This window comes from Candidatus Dorea massiliensis AP6, from assembly GCF_964245105.1.
Lineage (GTDB): Bacteria > Bacillota > Clostridia > Lachnospirales > Lachnospiraceae > Laedolimicola > Laedolimicola intestinihominis.
This window is the reverse complement of record NZ_CAXTKW010000035.1, coordinates 1-3,302: the sequence shown is the minus strand read 5'-3', so window position 1 is coordinate 3,302 and position 3,302 is coordinate 1. Positions and strand designations below refer to the sequence as shown.

Below are 3,302 nucleotides of genomic sequence, written 5' to 3'. Positions count from 1 at the left end.
CAAGTCCACCCAACTTACAAAAAGTGCTGTGAGAAGTCATACCAAGTGTAGCTATGAAAAAAGCTGTCCGACCTATGCTGTATTCCAATATCCTCTTGAAGCTGTACTTAAAATCGCTGAAATATGGCGGGACTTTGCAGCTTGACGAGAATATCCCCTACACCGCCCAAATGATAGCCACCATTACTCGCCAGCAGGTCGGCACAGTCGAGAGGGCTTTGCAAATCTTTATGAAGCTGGGGCTTGTTGAACCGCTGGACAACGGGGCTTTGTATATGAGCAATATCGAGCTTTTCATCGGCCAGTCCTCTACCGAGGGGGAGCGTAAGCGCAGGGCAAGAATGAAGATTTCAGAGCAAAAACGGCTTAGTGGACAAGTGTCCGAAACAAAAGCGGACATTTGTCCACCAGAGATAGAGATAAAGAAAGAGATAGATATAGAGATAGAAAAAGAGAGAGAGTCAGAACCGGGACGAGCCGCCCCCGCAGCTTACGGCAGATATGAAAATGTGATTTTGACAGATACGGAGCTTTCTGAACTGAAAGCAGAACTGCCCGACAAGTGGGAGTATTATATTGACCGGCTATCCGGCTATATCGCTTCTACCGGGAGGAAATACAAGAACCATGCCGCCACTATCCGCAGATGGGCGGCTGATGATACCGCTAAAGCTGCCCCGAAAAGGGGCATACCCGATTACAGCTACAAGGAGGGAGAAAGTCTATGAAACCAGCTTTTGAAGATATGAATTTACAGATACCAGCAGCCACCGCCGAGCCGGAGGACTACACAGGCGAGGACGGTCTGCTCTACTGCGGCAAGTGCCGGACACCGAAAGAAGCCTATTTTCCAGCTGATAAGGTTGCCCTGTTCGGGCGTGACCGACACCCGGCAGAGTGTGACTGCCAGCGGGCGCAGCGCATGGAGCGTGAAGCCGCCGAACAGCAGAGAAAGCACCGGGACAAGGTAGAAGAACTGAAACGCCGGGGCTTTACCGACCCGGCTATGCGGGAATGGACTTTTGCCAATGACAACGGCAGAAACCCGCAGATGAAAACCGCCCGTTTCTATGTGGAGCATTGGGAGGACATGAAAGCCGGGAACATCGGCTATCTGCTCTGGGGCAGCGTCGGCACAGGCAAAAGCTACCTTGCTGGGTGCATTGCAAACGCCCTCATGGAGAAAGAAATCTCCGTCCGCATGACAAATTTTGCCCTTACCATGATTGCCTTAAACATCGTGATTTTCGTCATCGTATATGGCCGTATGATTGAAATTTATTTACTCACAAGTTTAGCGCCTATCCCGTTTGCCACAGTCCCCAACAGGGAAACCGGACACATGGGGCAGAACTATTTCCGCTCCCTCTTTGCGGTGGGCTTTCAAGGTCTATTGATCTTAGTCTGTGTCGCCATCTATGCGGTGCTGATCCAGAGTATCGCCACCGACGGCGACCCCATCGGGGCGATCTGGGGCTGCGTGGGATATACGGTGCTGCTGTGTTTTACCTTATTCAAAACAGGCAGTCTTGCAAAATCCATCTTCGGCTGCCATTAAGAGACTTCGGGCCATGCTGACCCGAAGCGGAAAGGAGGCGGTATGCCTCGGCGTTACAAACAGGGTGCGGACGGACAGCCGCACCCGGCTTTCTATGGAAAGCTCCCCGAAGAATTTTCTAAAGCAGACACCATGCGCTTTATGGTGGAAACCGATCTGAAACTGTCCGGGTGCGTATCGGCGGACACGCTGGCGGCACTCCGGGCGGAAGGCTATGACTACAAGGACGGGAACCTTGTTCCCGCCGGAAAGGAGGAAACCATGCAGGAAAAGGTTGCAAACACCACCCCGGCCGCACCGTTGAAGCTGGATGTAAGCGTGCGGGTCATCGAACCTGTGAAAAATCTGATGGGCTTTGCCAGCGTGAAATTCAATGACTGCTTTGTGGTGGAAAATCTGAAAATCGTACAGGGCAGCAAGGGCCTCTTTCTTGGGATGCCCAGCCAGCCGGACGGCAAAGGCGGCTACCGGGATATGGCCTACCCTGTCACAAAGGAGTTCCGGGAACAGCTCAACACCGCTGTTCTGCAAGCCTATGAGGCAAAGCTGGAACAGATGGCGGAGCGCGGCTCTGTGGGGCGTGCGTCCATCAGCGACCAGCTCAAAGCCGGAAAAGCGGCTGCCGAACAGGCAAAGGCAGAACGGCCTCCGAAGGAAAAGCCCAGCCGCAGCGCAGAGCGTTGACCTCGGGCCATGCTGGCCCGAAGCAGAAAGGAGGCGGAAACCATGCCACGCAAACGGACGGGCTATGACGCAGCCTGCTATTACGACGGAAAACTGCTGGGCCGCTGTACCAAAGCGGACAGCGATGCCTATACCCTGTTGATGAACGCCTGCGGCGGGGACGCCGCCCGTGTCCTGCGGGAATACGCCTACTTTTCCCCGGAGCTGAAGGCCATCTTGGAAAAGGCGGCTCTCATGCAGGCGGACCGGAACCGGACGGGCGGAATGTTCCATGCGCCGAAAAGCTCCCCGTGGGGCGAGGTGCAGAGCTGTGAAGTTCTCTGTCCGGGGGTGTTTCTGGTATCTACCGCCAGCCACGGCGGAACGATGGTGGCAAACGAGGTAGCCGCCGTCCTCTCCCCGGCGGCCAAAAAATGCGGCTTCAAGGACAAGGGCTATATCTGCTATGAGGAGGACGCGCAGGAAAGCGTAGTGCTTCGGGAGCTGCTGGACAAAAAGCTGTGGAACATCCCCGACCGCATTAAGGACAAAGCGCAGTTTGAAGAAAACCTCAATCAGTCCATCCGGCAGTATAATCCCGAATACTGGCGGGCAAGGCAGAGCGGACGCAAGGCCGCCGAAGCCGCCCGCAGTACAACCCCGGCCAAAGAGGCCGCAAGATAACCTCGGGCCATACTGGCCCGAAGCAATAAAGGAGGTGTAACAAAATGGCCTATGTGCCAGTACCAAAAGACCTTTCCAAAATCAAGACAAAGCTGGCCTTCAACCTAACGAAGCGCCAGCTTGTTTGTTTTTCCAGCGCGGCGGCGGTGGGCCTCCCGGCTTACCTGTTTTCCCGTGGCAGTATCGGGAACAGTGCCGCCATGTTCCTGATGATCGGCCTCATGCTCCCGTTCTTCTTTCTGGCTATGTATGAACGAGACGGTCTGCCGCTGGAAAAAGTGCTGAAAAACATCATCCGCACCCGGTTCCTCTATCCCCGTGTGCGGCCTTACAAAACCGAAAACTTCTATGCGCTGCTTAGCGCCAGAAAGGAGGCGCAGCCGATTGCGAAACAGCA

3 protein-coding genes and 2 pseudogenes are annotated in these 3,302 nt (G+C 54.8%); all 5 read left to right on the top strand.

Features of this window, described 5'->3' with window-relative positions:
• Window positions 1-74: 74 nt before the first annotated feature.
• Window positions 75-728, top strand: a pseudogene (locus tag ACESZP_RS17825) (phage replisome organizer N-terminal domain-containing protein); the annotation flags it as partial.
• Between the two features lie 416 nt (window positions 729-1,144).
• Window positions 1,145-1,558: pseudogene (locus tag ACESZP_RS17820) on the top strand (VirB6/TrbL-like conjugal transfer protein, CD1112 family); the annotation flags it as partial.
• A gap of 42 nt (window positions 1,559-1,600) precedes the next feature.
• Window positions 1,601-2,242 (top strand): septation protein SpoVG family protein, encoded by a 642-nt coding sequence (locus tag ACESZP_RS17815; RefSeq protein ID WP_015567066.1) that lies wholly within the window; start codon window positions 1,601-1,603, stop codon window positions 2,240-2,242.
• 9 nt (window positions 2,243-2,251) lie between these two features.
• Window positions 2,252-2,905 carry a DUF7007 domain-containing protein gene (locus ACESZP_RS17810; RefSeq protein ID WP_012743496.1) on the top strand — a complete coding sequence of 218 codons (654 nt, stop codon included), beginning with the start codon at window positions 2,252-2,254 and terminating at the stop codon, window positions 2,903-2,905.
• 44 nt (window positions 2,906-2,949) lie between these two features.
• A partial coding sequence (locus ACESZP_RS17805; RefSeq protein ID WP_499709940.1) for a PrgI family protein occupies window positions 2,950-3,302 on the top strand: 353 nt, incomplete at its 3' end.

What these genes read in the sequence shown, in the direction of transcription:
- ACESZP_RS17815 (WP_015567066.1), top strand. Translation starts at nt 1,601, where the DNA reads ATGCCTCGGCGTTACAAACAGGGTGCGGACGGACAGCCGCACCCGGCT.
- ACESZP_RS17810 (WP_012743496.1), top strand. Translation starts at nt 2,252, where the DNA reads ATGCTGGCCCGAAGCAGAAAGGAGGCGGAAACCATGCCACGCAAACGG.